The following is a 16,389-nucleotide window of genomic DNA, read 5'->3' as shown; positions in this document are numbered from 1 at the left end:
CCCGGTCCTTCCGACACGACCTGCAAAGACGCGCTGCCGAACACCCCCCGCGAGCGCGGCCTTTCTGTCACGATTCCGATGGGACGGTCCGAACAGCGGACCGCCTCTGGCGCGGGGGCGGCCAGTTTTCCGCATTGCCCGAGCGCGCCGACAGCCGAGACCGATGATCTTGGGAGTGTCCCTGGTGGCGTACTTCGCTGCAGTGCTTGCTCGCACCGAGGACGGGTGGGATGTGAGCGAGACGGAGCTCGACGACGTCGAAACCCTGGCCGATCTGGCCGACCTGGCCCGCGACTCCACCCAGGACGACGACAGCGTCCTGATCTTCATCGAACAGGAGGACGCCTGGTTCGCCATCGTCCGCGTGGACGGTGAGGACGACCCGCGCATCTTCGTGTCGGACGGTGCCGCGGCCGCCCGCAGCTCCTACGGCTCCGTCCTCACCGACGAGCTGGTCGACCAGGCCGGCGAGAGCGAGTTCGGCGACCTCGACCACCTGCTGGAGGACAGCGAGGAGGCCGAGGAGCAGGACGAGGAGGACGCCGACGGCCACGGCGGCGTCCCGGTCGGCCCGCTCGGCGACTCCCACCTGCTCACCGAGTTCGGCCTGGCCTCCGACGCCCTGCTCGCCCTCAGCGGCGAGGGCGCGGTGCCGGGCGACGCCCTGGAGGAGATCGCCGAGGCCCTGGGCTGCGGCGAGGTCCTGGAGGCCGTCCGGTAGCGGGCGGATGCCCGACACTGGATGCCATGCAGTCCGCATCCACCACGCAGCCCGTCCTGTACGTCCCGCCGCTGCCCGCCCCCGTCCGCCCCGACCCGGTCCGCGACCGCTGGTCGGCGCCGATGCGCCTCGCCATGGCCGAGGCCGCCCTGGCGCCGGCCACCGGGGACGTCCCGGTCGGAGCGCTGGTCCTGGGCCCCGACGGCGAGGTGATCGGACGCGGCCACAACGAGCGCGAGGCGGTCGGCGACCCGACCGCGCACGCCGAGGTGGTCGCGATCCGGCAGGCCGCCGAGAATTTGAGAGGTGCCGCGCGCAGCGCGTCGGCCAAGGGTGGCGGTGGGCGACGGGAGGGCGAGTGGCGGCTCTCCGGCTGCACGCTGGTCGTCACGCTGGAGCCCTGCACGATGTGCGCCGGCGCCATCGTGCTCTCCCGGATCGACCGGGTGGTCTACGGCGCCCTCGACGAGAAGGCCGGCGCGGCCGGCTCGCTCTTCGACGTGATGCGCGACCGCCGGCTCAACCACCGTCCCGAGGTGATCTGGGGCGTCCTCGCCGAGGAGTGCGGCGAACAGCTGCGGGCCTTCTTCGACACCCACCGCTGATCTCCTCACGGACGGTCACCCCGATACGGATTTCGTTCCCGCGCCACCCGTCCGGTAGAGTTCCCCTCGGTAGCGTGTCCGAGCGGCCAAAGGAGCACGCCTCGAAAGCGTGTGTGGGGGCAACTCCACCGTGGGTTCGAATCCCACCGCTACCGCCAGCAAGCCCGAGGGCCCGTCCGATCCGGACGGGCCCTCGGCGTTTTCCCGCGCACCCTCGAACGCGGAACGGCTCCGTACCCCGGGCCGATGACCACCGACGCCCGGTCCGTACGGAGCCTGGAGGGGGGAGCGGCTCGGGGGGACTGACCGCTCCCCCGGCGGAGGTCCCACAACCGGCACCGCGTCGGGGGGAAGCCGCGGTGGCCGGTCCCACAGCGGGGAGCTCCGGATCCACGCACCGGGGATTCCTGCCAGATCCCTCGGTACGTCATCCATCCTGCCGCCCGGCCCGCGGCCGGGCACCCGGAGAAAGGCCCCACTCGCGGGGACCTTCGTCCCGGCGGCCGAACGCGTCGCACACTTGATAGCCCGTCCGGGTGGATAAGCTGCCCCCTGCAGGCCGCTCGGGGTCCGGACGACGGCGGCCCACCGCTGGGAGGAAGGTCACCCGATGGCGCAGGCGAAGAAGATCGGCGCAGTCCTCCTGCTCATCTTCGTGCTCTACTCGATCATCACCTCACCGGCCCGGTCCGCCCAGCTCGTCCAACTGGGGTTCGAGGGCATCTCGAACGCGGCCAGGGCAGTCGGCACCTTCATGACCGGGCTGATCAAGTAGTCCGGCTCAGGCCGGTCCGGCGGCCGGCTCGAACAGTCCCGCCCCGGCCCGCGGGCCCCGCCCGGGTGGTGGACGGCCGTTCGGCCGGCCCGGCGCACCGGCTACGGTGGGCAGGACCCTCTACCCCCGTCCGCGAGGAGCGGCAATCGTGATCCGGCACCTGGTCCTGTTCAAGCTCAACGATGGCGTCGGCAAGGACGACGAGCGCGCCCTCGCCGGCGCCAAGGCGTTCGCCGAGCTCGGCGCGGTGATCCCCGAACTGCGCGAGTGGGAGTGCGGCTGGAACACCACCGAGCGCGACATCGCGTACGACTATGCGATCAACAGCCTGGTCGAGGACCGCGACGCGCTCCAGGCCTACCTGACCCACCCGGCCCACCAGGCCGCCGCCGGCCAGTGGCGCGAGTTCGCGACCTGGGTGATCGCCGACATCGAGGTCTGATCCCCCTCCCGTCCCGGCTCCTTCGCCCGGACGGACCGCGGCGCCCCCTCCGACCTCCGGACGGGGCGCCTCGTTCTGCCCCGGAACGACCCTTGCGGCGCCTCGCCGGAGCACCGGGCGAAGGTTGAACGGCCCACCAACACACCTCCACCGGGTGCTTGCCCGACCTGCGCCCACCTTGTGATGCTATGACCGGTTTTGCCGGACATGGCGAGGTGATCGACCAGCCGCGACCCCCGATCCGCAGGGCCCGCCGTTGACGACTTTGGGAGGGGTGACGTGTCCGTGGACGAAGTGCTTGCGGCGATCATCAGCCCGGCCGGCGAGCTCCGCCCGGACGGGCTGCGCGGCCCCGGCGGCAGGCCCGTCGTGGACGTCCGGACGCTGACCCGGGTGCTGTTCGAGCGGCTCGCCGAGCTGCCCCCGGACGCCCCCGAGCGCGAACGGGTCCGGGCCGCCCTGATCGAGGTGAACATCCCGCTGGTCCGCTACGCGGCCACCCGCTTCCGCAGCCGCAGCGAGCCGATGGAGGACGTCGTCCAGGTCGGCACCATCGGCCTGATCAACGCGATCGACCGCTTCGACCCCACCCGCGGCGTCCAGTTCCCCACCTACGCGCTGCCGACCATCCTGGGAGAGATCAAGCGCTACTTCCGCGACAACGTCCGCACCATGCACGTCCCCCGACGGCTCCAGGAGCTCTGGGTCCAGGTGAGCGGCGCGATGGAGGAGCTGACGGTGCTGCACGGACGGGCGCCCAAGGTGCCGGAGATCGCCGCCAGCCTGCGGATCCCCGAGGAGGACGTCCGGGCCTGCCTGGACGCCGGGCGGGCCTACAACGCGGCGTCCCTGGAGGCCGCGCAGGAGCACGAGGGCGGACTCGCCCTGCTCGACCGGCTCGGCTACGAGGACTCCGCGCTGGCCGAGGTCGAGCACCGCGACATGGTCCGCCACCTGCTGGTCCAACTCCCCGAACGGGAACGGCGGATCGTGATGCTGCGGTTCTTCGCCAACCTCACCCAGTCCCAGATCAGCACCGAGCTGGGGATGTCCCAGATGCACGTCTCGCGGCTGCTCTCACGGATCCTCAGCAGGCTTCGGACCGGCAACTCCTGGGAAGAGTGAGATTGCAGCGCGTTACCCCCACGTGACATCTTGCGACGTTCGGGTTTGCCGTGGACCGTGTTCCGGTATGGAGGGGGAGGGCCCCGCCGGGAACCTCCGCGCGACGGCCCCCGTTCAACCGTCAGTCACGAGGGGGTGGGCGCATGTCCGGAGAGCTGGGCGTTGCGGAGATCCACGCTGGTCAGGCCACCGGTACGGCCGTCGCCGACGGCCTGGTCCCGCGACCGCGAGTCGAGCCGGTCGAACCGGTCGAACCGGTCGAACCGCCCGGCACCGGGGCGGCGCCCGGGACTCCACCTGCCGCCGGGCTGGACACCCGGACGCTCTCCCGCTCGCTGTTCCTGCGGCTCGCCGTGCTGGAGCCCGGCAGCGCGGAGCACACCTACGTCCGCGACACCCTGATCGAGCTCAACCTGCCGCTGGTCCGGTACGCCTCGGCGCGCTTCCGCAGCCGCAACGAGCCGATGGAGGACATCGTCCAGGTCGGCACCATCGGCCTGATCAAGGCGATCGACCGCTTCGACCCGGAGCGCGGGGTGGAGTTCCCCACCTTCGCGATGCCCACCGTGGTCGGCGAGATCAAGCGCTTCTTCCGGGACACCAGCTGGTCGGTCCGGGTGCCGCGGCGGCTCCAGGAGCTGCGGCTGGCGCTCACCAAGGCCGGCGACGAGCTGTCCCAGCGGCTGGACCGCTCCCCCACCGTCCCCGAGCTGGCCGTCTGCCTGGGGGTCAGCGAGGAGGACGTGGTCGAGGGCCTCGCGGTGGGCAACGCCTACACCGCCAGCTCGCTGGACTCCGGTTCCGGCGAGGAGGACAGCGACGGGCCGCTGGCCGACCGGCTCGGCTACGAGGACCTCGCGCTGGAGGGCGTCGAGTACCGGGAGTCGCTGAAGCCGCTGCTGGCCAAGCTGCCACCGCGCGAGCGCCGGATCATCATGCTGCGCTTCTTCGGCAACCTCACCCAGTCCCAGATCGGCGAGGAGATCGGCATCTCCCAGATGCACGTCTCCCGGCTGCTCACCCGCACGCTCACCCAGCTCCGCGAGGGGCTGATCAGCGAGGGCTGAGCCACCACCTTCGGCCGGGCTTGCGCCAACTCCCGCTTCAGTCCAGCAGGTTGGCGCGAAGCCCGGCCAGCACGTCCTCGTCCAGCCCGAGCCCGTCCCGCCAGAAGGCGCCGAAGTCGCCCCAGCCGGCCTCGACTTCCGCGAAGGCCGCGTCCAGGTAGCCGCCGTCGGCGTGGAAGACCGGCAGCAGCAGCTCGGGCTCGCTCATCAGGCCGCGGGTGCGGAAGTCGTCCAACACCCTTGCCACGACCGGGGCGGAGCGGGCGTTGGTGAGCAGGTAGTCGGCGAGGACGGTCTCCCGCTCGACCCCGAGGGCGGTCAGCAGCAGCGCGGCCGCCCAACCGGTGCGGTCCTTGCCGGCCGAGCAGTGGAAGAGCAGCGGCGGCCCGTCCGGGGCGGCCAGCAGGCGCAGCAGGGCCGCGTAACGTCCGCGCGCCACCGGATCGGTGACGAACCAGCGGTAGAGGCCGGTCATCATGGCGGCCGCCCGGCCGTCGCCGAGCAGCGCGCGCTGGCGCTGCGGACTCGGGTCCGCCAGGGCGTCCCTGACCATCAGGGCGATGTCGAAGTCCGTCGCCAGCAGCGGCATGTGGTGCAGGGCCACGCCGCCGGGGAGGCGGTCGAGGCCGATCTCGCGGACCTCGTCCATGCTGCGCAGGTCCACCACCCGGCGCAGGCCGAGGGCGCCCAGCGGGCCCAGGTCCTCGGCCGTGACATGGTTCAGGCCATCGCTGCGCAGGGCCACCCCGTGCCTCAGCGCGCGCCCGTCGACCGCCCGGTAGCCGCCCAGGTCGCGGGCGTTCACCGCGCCGCGCAGACCAAGACTGCGCCCTACCAGCGCCGTTCCGCCCGGCTCCGGGACGGCTTTCCGTGCACCACCGATTCTGTCGGACTCGGCCTGCTGATCGACCATGCGGGGCCTCCATTGCATATTCGGACTGTCACATGGCACAGCGGTGCCCGATATTGCATGAACCTGCCCAATGGACCGGCGAGATGTGCGAGAGTGTCATGCGCAACGACGCCAGTGTAGGTGTCCCGCCCGCCCTACAGAGCCACACCGTCGGTAACCGCGCGTAGCACTCAGCTTCCGGTTTTTCATTTTCAATTCATTATTTGCATCGCCGGTCCAGTTCCGGTCACAATCAGCGCCTTCATGGCATCGCCATGAACGTTGGTAACAGGTTCGCTGCACTCTCGCCCTTTTGGTCCCCCGCACTGCCGACCCTCGACCAGGATGGGCGCCGGGCAGCCTGCTGCCCGCGAACAGATACACGGGCAGGTGAGCGCCGAGCAGCGCGGCGCCTGCACCAAGGGGAGGATCACCATGGGTCGAGCGACCCGAAGAGTCGCCGCATGTGCGGCGGCAGTTCTGCTGGCCGGCGGCCTGCAGACCACCCTGGCCTACGGCGACACCACGCCGCCCAGGATCGACCTCACCATCCTGGTCATCGACGACGGAGGCCCCTCGGTCGCGGCCATCACCGCCGAACTGAAGAGCCAGGGCACGCCGTACAAGGTCATCAGCCTCAATGACCCCAACCGTCCCGTCATCAACTCGGCTTTCCTGAGCGACACGGTGAACGGCCAGCCCCGGGGGAAGTTCCAGGGCATCGTGCTACCCAACGAAAACCCCTTCCCCAACAGCGCCGCCGAGATGACGGCCATCGCGAGCTACGAAGCGGCTTTCAACGTCCGCCAGATCGACGCGTACACGTGGGCCAGTCCCGCGGTGGGGCTGAACTACGCGCAGAATCCCGGTTTCGTCGGCACTCTGGACGGATTCCAGGGGGCCACCACCGCCGCCGGAACTTCGGGTTCGTTCGGGTACCTCAAGGGCAGCGTCCCGTTCGAGGACAACGACCCGAACGTCAGCGAGAGCTACGGCTACCTGGCCACGCCGCTCGCCAACCTGCCGGCCGGCGCCTCCTTCGTGCCGCTGGTGGACGCGCCGATACCCAGCACGACCAGCCGCGGGTCGCTGGTCGGTGAGTACACCCACGACGGCCGCAAGGAGCTGGTCGTCACCTTCGTCTACAACCAGTACCAGCAGCAGTACCGGCTGCTGGCCCGCGGCATGGTCGACTGGATCACCCAGGGCGTCCATCTCGGCTACGACCGCAACTACTTCGCGGCGCACGTGGACGACGTCTTCCTGGCCGACGACCGCTGGGACACCGTGCTGAAGTGCACCCCCGGTGACGTCACCTGCCCGCCCGGCACCCCGGACACGGCCAACCCGATCCGGATGACCCAGGCCGACGCGCAGTACCTCAAGCAGTGGCAGACCGCCAACAACTTCACCCTGGACATGGTGTTCAACGGTGGCGGCAGCGAGGACTGGAAGGCCGACCACACGGCGACCGTGGACCCCACGGCGAACCAGATGATCGCCGACCAGACCAGCTACCGCTGGGTCAACCACACCTATACCCACCCGTACCTGGGCTGCGTCCAGGACGTCACGGTGGTGCCCTGGAAGTGCACCAAGGACGCCTCGGGCAACACGGTCTGGACCGACCAGAACACCATCTCCAGCCAGATCAAGAACAACTTCGACTGGGCCACCGCGCACGGCCTGAAGGTCGACCCGCAGGTCCTGGTCACCGGGGAGCACTCCGGCCTGCTGACCGCCCCGCAGGAGACCAGCGACAACCCGTACCTGGCCCCGGCGCTGGCCGCCAACGGCATCAAGTTCACCGGCAGCGACGCCTCCCGCGAGCCCGCCCAGCGCGCCGTCGGCTCCTCCACGCTGACCGTCCCGCGGTACCCGATGAACGTCTTCTACAACGCCGGCACGGCGAAGGAGGAGACCGACGAGTACAACTGGATCTACACCAGCAAGGCCAACGGCGGCAGCGGCGTCTGCGAGAACAACGCCAACTCGACCTGCCTGCCCGCGCCGCTGGACGTCAACACCGGGTACCAGTCGTACATCGTGCCGCTGGAGGCCCGGATCGACCTCGGCCACGTGCTGAGCAACGACCCGCGGCCGCACTTCATCCACCAGTCGAACCTGTCCGAGGACAAGATCCTCTACCCGGTGCTGGAGAAGATCCTCGGCACCTACCGGTCGCTGCACGCCGACAACGCCCCGATCGTGAACCTCGGCGAGCGGGAGATCGGCCAGGAGTTCCAGAAGCGCGCGGCCTGGAACGCGGCCCTCGCCGCCGGCCAGGTCACCGCCTACCGGGTCGGCAACACCGTCACGGTCAACGCGCCGTCCGGTGTTCAGGTCCAGGCCACCATGCCGACCGGAACTTCTCAGAAGCTGGTCATCGGATCGACCGCCTTCGGTTCGTCCTACGCCGGTACGCTCTCCGGCTGGGTGTCCCCGGGCTCCCTGCAGAGCAGCGTCACCCTGACCCTGCCGTCCGCGCCGGCCGCCCCGGCCGCCGTCGCACCGAGCACCGCGGCCAAGTCCGTCCCGGCCCCGGCGCCGGCGGACAAGAAGGTCGTGCCGCAGGGCGTCGCCACCCCGGTCCCGGCGGGCCCGAGCGACACCACCCGCAAGCCCGCCCCGAGCCTGGTCCCTGGCAGTGGAACCCCGGTGCCCGGCAAGGGCGTCGCCGCTGACACCATCGCCCAGGGCGGCAAGGCCACGGCGAAGAACGGCAAGGCCTCTGGGGGGACGGCCACGCCGGGCAGCACCACCGGACGCTCCGGCAACCGGTAACCCGCACCACCCGCCGGCGGGGTCGGACCGGGCTACCGGCCCGGCCCCGCCACGGCTCCCGTTTCCGGCCACCCAGTCCGGACAACCGACGCAAGAACAGGAGGGGGGACAGGAGATGCGCGTCACCCTGCTCACCGAGGGGACGTATCCGCACCAGCACGGCGGCGTGAGTGTCTGGTGCGACCAGCTCGTTCAAGGCATGCCCGATGTCGACTTCGACGTCATCGCCGTCACCGGAACCGGCCACGAAGCACTGGCCTGGGAACTGCCCGCGAACGTACGGTCCGTCACGACCGCTCCGCTGTGGGGCCCGGCCTCCGAGGCCAGGCCGCCCCGCGGCAAGGAGATGCGGCGCTTCCTCAACGCGTACGAGCGCTTCCTGCACTCCATCCTCGACCCGGTCTACACCACGCACTTCGGGACCGAGCTGTACGGCTTCGCCGACCTCGCCCGGCGCGGACTGCTGAGCCCGGCGCTGCGCAGCGAGCGCGCGCTGCGGACCCTCCAGCACGTGTGGACCCGCGACTACCTGCCCACCGCCGCCTCCCGGCCCACCCTGCACGACGCCCTGAACGCGACCGACCTGCTGGAGCACGCCCTGCGGCCGCTCTCGGTCGAACCGCCGAAGGACGGAGTCGCCCACGCGGCCAGCGGCGGCCTCGCCACCCTGCCCGGCCTGATCGCCGCCCAGCAGTACGGCGTACCGTTCCTGCTGACCGAGCACGGCATCTACCTGCGCGAGCGCTACCTCGGCTACCGCACCGGCCCGTACCGCTGGCCGGTCAAGGCACTGCTGCTCGGCTTCTACCGGATGCTCGCCGAGGAGAGCTACCGGCAGGCCGCTCTGGTCACCCCCGGCAACCGGTACAACCGGCGCTGGGAGGAGCGCGGCGGCACGCCGTCCACGCACATCCGCACCGTCTACAACGGGGTGGACCCGGCGGCCTTCCCGCCGGCCGGCCCCGAGCCCGAGACGCCGACCCTCAGCTGGGCCGGCCGGGTCGACCCGATCAAGGACCTGGAGACGCTGATCCGGGCCTTCGCCATCGTGCGAGGCGAGATCCCCGAGGCGCGGCTGCGGCTCTTCGGGGGCACCCCCAAGGGCGGCGAGGCCTACCGGGACGGCTGCATAGCCCTGGCCGCCGAGCTCGGCATAGCCGACTCGGTGGCCTTCGAGGGCCGCGTCGCCGACATCACCGACGCGTACGCGGCGGGCAACGTGGTCATGCTCTCCAGCATCAGCGAGGGCTTCCCGTTCACCCTGATCGAGGCGATGTCCTGCGGCCGCGCGACCGTCTCGACCGACGTCGGCGGCGTCCGCGAGGCCGTCGGCGACACCGGCCTGGTCGTCCCGCCGCGCGAGCCCGAGCCGATGGCGGCCGCCGCGATCGAGCTGCTGCGCGACGCCGAACGGCGCGCCCGGCTCGGCGAACAGGCCCGGCTGCGGGTCATCGAGCAGTTCACGCTCCGCCAGAACATCGACGGCTTCCGCGGCATCTACACCGAGCTCCTGGGCACCGCCCGCTGGATGCCCGGCGGCATGGTGGCCGTCACCGACCAGGTCCCCAGCCCCGACTGGAACCAGCCACTGGCCGCCCGGCCCGAGCCGAGCGAGGTGGGGGCGTGAACGAGCGAAGCGAGAGAACCATCGACAGGTGCGCGTCCCGCGAAGCGGCCGCCGAGCGCAGCGAGGTGGGGGGCGTGAACGAGCGAAGCGAGAGAACCATCGACAGGTGCGCGTCCCGCGAAGCGGCCGCCGAGCGCAGCGAGGTGGGGGCATGAGCGGTCCCCTGCGGTTGGTTCCCGACGAGGGCGGCGCCGAGCGGACGATGCAGCTGCGCACGCTGCCGCTCAAGCTCCGCCGGACCGCCCCGCCGGAGCCCGAGCCCGGCCCCGAGGAGCAGCTCGACCTCTCCGCCGACCCGCTGGACGAACTCGCCGAGCGCCTGCACGACGTCTGTGCCGACGCCGTCCACCCGTACGAGATCGCGGCCTTCCTGGAGTCCGACGGCCTCTCGGACGAGCAGGCCGCCCTGCTGTACGGCCGCCCCGACGCGTTCACCGTCGCCGAGGAGCTGTTCGAGAAGGTCGAGCGCCGCTACCCCGGCCAGAGCTCCGAGTTCGCCAACCCCTGGCGGGCCGACCCCTGGCGCTGCGTCGTGCGCGGCCTGGTGTTCGCCCTGCCCGGGCTCGGCTACCTGCTCGGCGCCAACCTGTTCGCGACCACCCGGATGCGCTTCGGCCTGCCCTCGGGCATGCTCGCGCTGTCGATCGCCACGCTGGTCAGCTGGGGCTTCAACCAGGCGCTGGCGCACCGCTCGTACCGTTGGCTGGGCCGGCTGCGCCGCCGGGAGGCCGCGGTCTGCCTGGCCGTCGGCGCACCGCTCGGCGCGCTGATCGCGGCCGCCGCCGCGTACGTGGTGGGCGGACCGCTCGGGGCGCTGTGCTTCGCCGCCGGGCAGTCCTGCTACCTGGGCGCGGCCACCGTGCTGCTGGTGCTCGGGCGGGAGAAGTTCCTGCTGGTGGCGCTGGCACCGGCCTCGGTCGGCGCGGGCGTGGTGCTGGCGGTGGACGTCCCGGAGACGGTCCGTACGGTCGTGCTGCTCGCCTCGCTGCTGCTGGCGGTCGGGCTGGCCGTCCGGGAGCTGGTGGTCTGCGTCCGCGGGGGCGAACGCGAGTCCGTGGAGCTCAGGCTGCCGTTGCGCCAGGAGGTGCCGCACCTGCTGTTCGGCCTGGCCTGCGGCGCGCTCACGCTGATAGCCGGCCTGGGCGAGACCATCCACCAGGCGGTGCAGGCCGCCTCGCACACCGTGCACGGCGCGGCCGCGGCCCTGCCGCATCACCACCACGTGCGCGAGGTGAAGACCACCCCGACCGGCCCGGCCATGATCGCGCTGACGCTCAGTCTCGGCCTCGCCGAGTGGCTGCTCTTCCGCTACCGGGCGATGGCGGTCGCCGCGCTGCGCACCAGCCACACCAGCGGCCAGTTCACCCGCCGCACCGGCGGGGTCCTGCTCGGCTGCCTGTTCATCTACCTCACGACCGTGGCCGCGCTGGACGCCGCCGCGACAGTGCTGTGGCCCGGCGCCCCCGCGCTCGGTGTGCCGCAGCTCGGCGCGATGCTGCTCCTGGGCGGCTCGCTCTGGCTGGCGCTGCTGCTGAACGCCTTCGGGTTCAGCTGGAGCACCGCCCTCATCTGTCTGGCCGCCGCGGGTGCCGAGAGCGCCGGGCTGCTGACCGGTGCGGATCCGATCGTCCTGCAGCTGATCGGCTGCGGGGCGGCGGCCGTCCTCCTCACCGCCATCGCCGGGCCCGCGCTCGGCCGCACCACCCAGCACCGCTGAGCCGGGGCCGAACCGGCTCCACCGGACACACCCACCAGGCCGCCGGCCGACCACCACAGAGCATCCGGCCGACCCGGCCGATCGAGAAAGAAAGCGAACCCGCATGAGCAGCGTCGCGGTTACCGGAGCCGAAGGCTTCATCGGCTCCCACCTCGTCGAAACCCTGGTCGCCGACGGGCACCACGTCCGCGCGATGGTCCAGTACAACTCCTTCTCCTCCTTCGGGTGGCTGGAGACCCTGTCCCAGGAGGTGCTGGACTCGGTCGAGATCGTCCTCGGCGACGTCCGGGACCCGGGCTCGGTCAACGGCCTGGTCAAGGGCACCGAGGCGGTGTACCACCTGGCCGCCCTGATCGCGATCCCGTACTCCTACCGCGCGCCCCACTCGTACGTGGACACCAACGTCACCGGCACCCTGAACGTGCTGGAGGCGGTGCGTCACTTGGAGATCCCCCGCCTGGTGCACACCTCCACCAGCGAAACCTACGGCACCGCGCAGACCGTGCCGATCACCGAGGACCACCCGATCAACACCCAGTCCCCGTACGCCGCCTCCAAGGCCGGCGGGGACCGGCTGGCCGACAGCTACCACGCCAGCTTCGAGACCCCGGTCGTCACCCTGCGCCCGTTCAACACCTTCGGCCCGCGCCAGTCGATGCGCGCCGTCATCCCGACCGTGATCGCCCAGGTCGCGGCCGGCCAGACCGAGATCACCCTCGGCGACCTGCGCCCGACCCGCGACTTCATGTTCGTCAAGGACACCGCCAACGCCTTCCGCACGGTGGGCACCGCGCCCGCCGAGTCGGTGGTCGGCCGGACCTTCAACGCCGGCACCGGCGGCGAGATCTCGGTCGGCGACCTGGTCACCCTGGTCGGCAAGCTGATGGGCGTCGACCTGGTGGTGAAGGAGGACGAGCAGCGCATCCGTCCGACCAACTCCGAGGTCATGCGCCTGGTCGCGGACGCGACCCGGCTGCGCGAGGCCACCGGCTGGGCCCCGCGGTTCAGCCTGGAGCAGGGCCTGGAGGAGACCATCGAGTTCTTCCGCGACCCGGCCAACCTGGCCCGCTACAAGACCGACATCTACAACGTCTGACCCGCCTCAGCACCATGCTCGTCCTGGTAACCAAGGTTCGTGGCCTGCACATCCTTTCCGTGGGGGAAAAACCATGCATGCAGTGATCCTGGCCGGCGGCAAGGGCGTCCGTCTCCGCCCCTACACCACCGCGCTTCCCAAGCCGCTCGTTCCGATCGGCGACCAGCACGCGATCCTGGAGATCGTGATGCGCCAGCTCGCCGCCGCGGGCTTCCAGTCCGTCACCCTGGCCATCGGCCACCTCGGGCACATCATCCGCGCCTACGTCGGCAACGGCTCCCAGTGGGGCCTGCGGGTGGGCTACGCCGTCGAGGACAGCCCGCTCGGCACCATGGGCCCCCTGCTCACGATGCAGGACCGCCTGCCCGAGCACTTCCTGGTGATGAACGGCGACATTCTCACCGACCTGGACTTCGCCGGGGTGCTCAAGCACCACGAGGCATCCGGCGCACCGCTGACCATCGCCACCTACGCCCGCCAGGTCAAGATCGACTTCGGCGTGCTGACCAGCGAGTCCGGCAGCATCACCGGCTTCCAGGAGAAGCCCAGCATCGACTACCGCGTCTCGATGGGCGTGTACGGCGTCTCGCGCTCGGCGCTCGCCAAGTACACCCCCGGCCTGCCGCTGGGCTTCGACGAGCTGGTGCTGGACCTGCTGGCGGCCAAGACCCCGCCGTCCGCGTACGAGTTCGACGGCTACTGGCTCGACATCGGCCGCCCCGACGACTACGACCGGGCCAACACCGAGTTCTCGACCATCCGCCCGATCCTGATGCCCTTCGAGTCGGCCGGCCTCACCCCGGACGTCGCGGAGCTGCCGCTCGCGGCCGCCCGCGCCGCCGCGGACGACACGACCGACGAGCCCGCCGCCGCGGGCGCCGAGAGCGACGGACGGGCCGCGTGAGAATCCTGCTCCTCGGCGGCGACGGCTTCCTGGGCCGTCACGCCACCGCCGTCCTGCGGTCGCTGCCCGGTGCCACCGTGCTGACCGCGGGCCGGCGGCCCTCCCAAGACCTGCGGCTGGACCTGGCCACCGCCCAGGCCGGCCCGCTCGGCGAGGAACTGGCCGCGCTGGCGCCCGACGTGGTGGTCAACTTCGCCGGCGCGGTGGCCGGCAGCGCGGTCAAGCTCGCCGAGGTGAACGCCCGCGGCCCGGCGGTGCTCTGCGAGGCGCTGCAGCTCGGCACCCCCAAGGCCCGCCTGGTGCACATCGGTTCGGCCGGCGAGTACGGCGTCTGCGAAGCGGGCGGCTCGCTGTCCGAGGACGCCGACGCCCGCCCGGTCGGCGTGTACGGCGCGACCAAGCTGGCCGGCTCCCTCGCGGTGGCCGGCTCGCCGCTGGACGCGGTGGTGCTGCGGGTGTTCAACCCGGTCGGCCCCGGCGCCCCGGCGGGCTCGCTGCCCGGCCGGCTGGCCGCCGAGCTGCGCCGGGTGGCGCCCGAGGGCACGGACGGCGTCGTCACGGTCGGGGACCTCTCCGCCTACCGCGACTTCGTCGACGCCCGCGACATCGCCGAGGCGGTCGGCCTGGCGGTCGCCGCCGAGCGGCCGCTCCCCCGGGTGCTCAACCTCGCCTCCGGGCAGGCCAGGCAGGTCCGGGCGATCGCCGACGGCCTGGTCGCCGCGGCCGGCTTCGCTGGTCGGATCGACGAGAGCGGGGCGGGCTCCGAACGGTCGGCCGCGGTCTCCTGGCAGCAGGCCGACGTCTCGGCCGCCGCCCGGGAGCTCGGCTGGCGCCCGCGGACGGACCTCGCCGACACCCTGCGCGACCTGTGGCTCAGCACCGCCGAGCCCACGTCGACCCCGGTGGTCGCATGACCGCCGGGCACCCCGACGGCCGCCTGCTGGTGCCGCTGTACGTCCACCCCGCGGTGGACCCGGCGGCCTGGCGGGCGGTCGCCGCCGCCGACCCCGACCGGATCGCCGCCGTGGTGCTCAACCTCGCCGACGGTCCGGGCGAGGTCCCGGACGGCGTCTTCGCCGAGGCCGCCGACGAACTCCGTGCGGCGGGGCTGCCGTTGGTCGGCTACACCGACACCGACTACGGCCGCAGGCCGCACGCGGCCGTGGTCGCCGACATCCTGACGTACCGTCAGCGGCACGGCATCACCGGTGTCTACCTCGACCAAGTCTCCACCCAGCCAGGGGCGTTGGCGCACTACCGACGGCTGGCCACGGCAGCCCGCGCGGCCGGCTGCGGCACCGTGATCTTCGGTCACGGCGAGCACCCGGACCCGGGCTACGCCGAGGTCGGCCTGGCCGACCTGCTGGTCACCTTCGAGGGCGACTGGGACACCTACCGAGCGATGACGCAACCGCTGTGGACGGGGCGGCACGCGGCCTCCCGCTTCTGCCACCTGGTCTACGACGTCCCCGCCGAGTACGCCCGGGACGCCACCGCACTGATCGCCGCCCGCCGGGCCGGCGTGGGCTGCGCCGTCCCCGGCGCCGGGGAGAACCCCTGGCGCACCCTGCCGCACGGCCTGACCGCCGCTGAACTCACCTGACCCGATCCGGAGTTCGACTACCGTGAACCGCCGCACCCGGCTGCTGCCGACCGCCCTGGCCCTCGCCACCGCCACCGCCCTGCTGGCCACCTCGTGCAGCAGCTCCGGATCGGAGGACGACGACAACTCAGCGGACGGCTCCCCGAGCACCCCGCCCGCGGCCACCGCCCCGGGCACGCCCGGCACCACGACTCCGGGCACCCCCGACGGCAGCACCCCCGCCACCCCCGGCTCGCCCAGCGCCCCCGCCACGAGCACGGGCCCCGGCACGCCGAACGGCACCACGCCCCCGGGCACGCCCGGCACCGCCGCCCCGCAGCCGTCCGGCGCCCGCTGGCAGCCCACCCCGGGCCTGGCCTGGCAGTGGCAGCTCGGCGGCGGCCCGGTGGACCAGTCGGTGGACGTGCCGGTCTACGACATCGACGGCTTCGAGAACGACGCCTCGGTGGTGGCCGCGCTGCACGCCAAGGGCCGCAAGGTGATCTGCTACATCAACGCCGGCTCCTGGGAGAACTTCCGCCCCGACTCCACAGCCTTCGCCAAGGCTCTGCAGGGCTCGGACACCGGCTGGAAGGGCGAGAAGTGGTTCGACATCCGCAAGCTCGACCAGCTGAAGCCGCTGATGGCCGCCCGCTTCGACATGTGCAGGAGCAAGGGCTTCGACGCCATCGAGCCGGACACCATCGAGGCCTACAACCAGAACAGCGGCTTCCCGCTGAGCCCCGACGACCAGCTCAGGTACAACCGCATGCTGGCCCAGCTCGCGCACGAACGCGGCCTGGCCATCGGCCTGAAGAACGACCTGGACCAGATCCCCGCGCTGCTGCCGGACTTCGACTTCGCGGTCAACGAGGAGTGCTCGCAGTTCGACGAGTGCGACCGCGTCGCGCCCTTCGTCAAGGCGGGCAAGGCGGTCTTCCACGTCGAGTACAAGCTCGACACGGACCAGTTCTGCGCCAAGGCCAAGTCCCTGGGCTTCAGTTCGATGCAGAAGAAGCTCGACCTCAACGCCTGGCGCAAGCCCTGCTGAG

The 16,389-nt window shown here is 71.8% G+C and carries 14 protein-coding genes, 1 tRNA gene and 1 pseudogene; 15 read left to right on the top strand and 1 reads right to left on the bottom strand.

What is annotated here, in order from left to right:
* The first annotated feature begins 163 nt into the window (after positions 1–163).
* The 7 genes from CRP52_RS16245 (at position 164) to CRP52_RS16220 (ending at position 4,735) form a co-directional block, all read left to right on the top strand.
* Positions 164–721, top strand: coding sequence for a tRNA adenosine deaminase-associated protein (locus CRP52_RS16245; protein ID WP_097237045.1), 558 nt, complete (start codon positions 164–166; stop codon positions 719–721).
* 26 nt (positions 722–747) lie between these two features.
* Complete coding sequence (locus tag CRP52_RS16240; protein WP_257032523.1) at positions 748–1,326, top strand: nucleoside deaminase; 579 nt, start codon at positions 748–750, stop codon at positions 1,324–1,326.
* A gap of 68 nt (positions 1,327–1,394) precedes the next feature.
* Positions 1,395–1,484 (top strand) — tRNA-Ser (locus tag CRP52_RS16235).
* A 452-nt stretch (positions 1,485–1,936) separates the two neighbouring features.
* Positions 1,937–2,101 (top strand): hypothetical protein, encoded by a 165-nt coding sequence (locus CRP52_RS38265; protein ID WP_179852814.1) that lies wholly within the window; start codon positions 1,937–1,939, stop codon positions 2,099–2,101.
* A 148-nt stretch (positions 2,102–2,249) separates the two neighbouring features.
* Positions 2,250–2,543: a Dabb family protein gene (locus CRP52_RS16230; protein ID WP_097237044.1), complete on the top strand. Its 294-nt coding sequence runs from the start codon at positions 2,250–2,252 to the stop codon at positions 2,541–2,543.
* Positions 2,544–2,885: 342 nt separating this feature from the next.
* Positions 2,886–3,668, top strand: coding sequence for an RNA polymerase sigma factor SigF (locus tag CRP52_RS16225; protein ID WP_257033077.1), 783 nt, complete (start codon positions 2,886–2,888; stop codon positions 3,666–3,668).
* Between the two features lie 143 nt (positions 3,669–3,811).
* A complete protein-coding gene (locus CRP52_RS16220; RefSeq protein ID WP_097237043.1) occupies positions 3,812–4,735 on the top strand; it encodes an RNA polymerase sigma factor SigF in 924 nt (307 codons plus the stop codon).
* A gap of 37 nt (positions 4,736–4,772) precedes the next feature.
* Here CRP52_RS16220 and CRP52_RS16215 read toward each other — a convergent pair whose 3' ends face one another.
* A complete protein-coding gene (locus CRP52_RS16215; protein ID WP_179852813.1) occupies positions 4,773–5,648 on the bottom strand; it encodes a tyrosine-protein phosphatase in 876 nt (291 codons plus the stop codon).
* Positions 5,649–6,062: 414 nt separating this feature from the next.
* On the opposite strand from CRP52_RS16215, the gene CRP52_RS16210 reads away from it, so the two are divergent.
* From CRP52_RS16210 to CRP52_RS16175, 8 genes and pseudogenes are all read left to right on the top strand, one after another.
* Positions 6,063–8,411, top strand: a complete 2,349-nt coding sequence (locus tag CRP52_RS16210; RefSeq protein ID WP_257033076.1) for a hypothetical protein — start codon at positions 6,063–6,065, stop codon at positions 8,409–8,411.
* 115 nt (positions 8,412–8,526) lie between these two features.
* Positions 8,527–10,038, top strand: coding sequence for a GT4 family glycosyltransferase PelF (pelF, locus tag CRP52_RS16205; RefSeq protein ID WP_097237041.1), 1,512 nt, complete (start codon positions 8,527–8,529; stop codon positions 10,036–10,038).
* A gap of 151 nt (positions 10,039–10,189) precedes the next feature.
* Entirely contained in the window at positions 10,190–11,755 is a 1,566-nt protein-coding gene (locus CRP52_RS16200) for a hypothetical protein (protein ID WP_097237040.1), read from the top strand.
* Between the two features lie 103 nt (positions 11,756–11,858).
* Positions 11,859–12,851: an SDR family NAD(P)-dependent oxidoreductase gene (locus tag CRP52_RS16195; RefSeq protein WP_097237039.1), complete on the top strand. Its 993-nt coding sequence runs from the start codon at positions 11,859–11,861 to the stop codon at positions 12,849–12,851.
* A 73-nt stretch (positions 12,852–12,924) separates the two neighbouring features.
* A pseudogene (locus CRP52_RS16190) lies at positions 12,925–13,626 on the top strand (nucleotidyltransferase family protein); the annotation flags it as partial.
* 125 nt (positions 13,627–13,751) lie between these two features.
* Positions 13,752–14,669 carry an NAD-dependent epimerase/dehydratase family protein gene (locus CRP52_RS16185; RefSeq protein WP_097237037.1) on the top strand — a complete coding sequence of 306 codons (918 nt, stop codon included), beginning with the start codon at positions 13,752–13,754 and terminating at the stop codon, positions 14,667–14,669.
* On the top strand, positions 14,666–15,358 hold the full coding sequence (locus CRP52_RS16180) for a spherulation-specific family 4 protein (RefSeq protein ID WP_097237036.1): 693 nt from the start codon (positions 14,666–14,668) through the stop codon (positions 15,356–15,358). The genes CRP52_RS16185 and CRP52_RS16180 overlap by 4 nt, the downstream gene beginning before the upstream one ends.
* Positions 15,359–15,380: 22 nt before the next feature.
* Positions 15,381–16,388 (top strand): endo alpha-1,4 polygalactosaminidase, encoded by a 1,008-nt coding sequence (locus tag CRP52_RS16175; RefSeq protein WP_257032522.1) that lies wholly within the window; start codon positions 15,381–15,383, stop codon positions 16,386–16,388.
* The last annotated feature ends 1 nt before the right edge of the window (position 16,389 follow it).

The sequence above is a fragment of the Streptomyces sp. 1331.2 genome (assembly GCF_900199205.1).
Taxonomy (GTDB): Bacteria; Actinomycetota; Actinomycetes; order Streptomycetales; family Streptomycetaceae; genus Kitasatospora.
Note: the sequence above shows the minus strand (reverse complement) of the source record. Positions and strands in the feature narration are given on the sequence as shown.